This is a genomic window from Agromyces sp. NPDC055658 (genome assembly GCF_053618155.1).
The window spans coordinates 1-1,720 of sequence record NZ_JBSHHD010000080.1 but is presented as its reverse complement, the minus strand read 5'-3'; the positions used below and the strand labels follow the sequence as shown (position 1 = coordinate 1,720).

The 1,720-nt window shown below is 68.8% G+C and carries 2 protein-coding genes; both read right to left on the bottom strand.

Features of this window, described 5'->3' with window-relative positions; translation table 11 throughout:
• The coding region (locus tag ACWGPE_RS18575) for an aminotransferase class I/II-fold pyridoxal phosphate-dependent enzyme (RefSeq protein WP_452049243.1) at positions 1-814 on the bottom strand (814 nt) is incomplete at its 3' end.
• A partial coding sequence (locus ACWGPE_RS18570) for an amidohydrolase family protein (protein WP_452049242.1) occupies positions 811-1,720 on the bottom strand: 910 nt, incomplete at its 5' end. The genes ACWGPE_RS18575 and ACWGPE_RS18570, both read right to left, overlap by 4 nt.

Genomic DNA, 1,720 nt, shown 5'->3' with positions numbered 1-1,720 from the left:
TCATCTGGCGGCGGGCCAGGTCGATCGAGGCCATGATCGCGAAATGCGGGCTCGTGGTCTGGATCAGCTGCAGCGACCGGCGCACCGCCACCGGGTCCAGCGCGGCCGGGTCGATGTGCAGGACGGCGGCCTGGCTCAGGCCCGACAGGACCTTGTGCACCGATTGCACGGTGGCCACCGCTCCGGCCCGCTCGGCAGGCACGGGCAGGTCGGGATGGAACGCGAAATGTGGGGAGTGCGCGCCGTCGACCAGTAACCGGGCCCCGGCCCGGCGGCACACATCGGCCAGCGCCGCGATGTCGGCGGTGGTGCCGTAGTACGTCGGGTGCAGCGCCCACAACGCCTTGGCTTGACTTGTCGCCAAGGCCTTTTCGACCACGTCGGCATCCAGCCCGTGCGCGATCCCGAACCGTGGATCCCAGCGGGGTTCCAGCCAGACCGGGCGTGCACCGACCTGCACGAGTCCGGCGAGCACGGACTTGTGCGCATTGCGCTGAACCAGCACGGGTTCACCCGGACGCAGCGCCGAGAGCGCCACGGCGATGTTTCCGCTGGTCGATCCCTGCACCAGGATGAAGCTCTGCCCGACGCCCCAGGCATCGGCGATCAGCTGTTCGGCGGCGAGGATCGGCCCTTCGGGACAGTGCAGGGTGTCCGTGTCGGGCAGGTTGTTGAGGTCGACGGCTGCGATGTGGTCCCGGAACCAGGGGTCGAGTGTGCGCCCGCCCTTGTGGCCCGGGCTGTACAGCGGCGCCTGGTCGCGTTCGACGAACGTGCGCAGCGCTTCGAGAAGCGGTGCGGCGTCATGGTTCACAGCGAGTAGACCCGGTTGGCGTTGTGCACGCCGATCATGTCGACGATGCGGATGGCATCGGCCTCGCCGCAGTCCCCGGTCCGCACCCACTCGCCCAGCGTGAGTCCCATGGTGCGGCGCCACAACACCGAGCCCAGCAGGTGCAATTCGGGTGGGCCGAAGGCGTCCGAGGAGTACAGCTGTTTGGCGAACGGCGCGGTCTCCAGTGCCTCGGCGACCACGGCGTTCGAGCGTGCCCCGAGGTAGTTGATGGCAAGGCCGACATCGAAATTCACGTGGTCGAAGGCCTGGGCCAGGTAACCGGCCTGGCGGTGGAACGGGTAGCAGTGCAGCAGCAGCACCGGGACCGGCGCCATGGCGCGCAGCAACGGCAGCAACAGCATCGGGTCGGTGCGGTGCAGATCGAGGTCGCGGTCGCCGAACCCGACGTGCACCTGGATGGGCAGCCCGTGGTCGGCGGCCTCGTGCACCCCGAACGCGATCAGCACCGGACTGTCCACCCGCTGCGAATCCCGGGCGGCCAGTTCCCGGGCGTGTTCGATCACCAGCTGATCGGTGGGGCGCGACCAGTCGATGTCGAACGACGTGCGATAGGCCGCAATCGTCTTGGTGCCCACGATCTCCGGCGAGGCAACCGCTTCGGCGAGCGCGGACCGGAACACCCCGGGAAACGCCTCGGGGCTGGTACCGGACTCCAGGAGGTTCTGGGCCAGCTGCTCCAGCCGCAGGATTTCAGAGGACGGACGGCCACTGAGTTCGGTGAGCCGCTGCGGGGTGGTGATGAGATCGCCCTGGAATCCGGTGTCGACGATCCAGCGGTCGACCCCGGCCTGCGGCAGCATGAGTTCCGCCAGCTCGTCAGGGGTGAACTCGCTGCGCCGCTTCCAGTAGTCGTCGGCGCCGGCA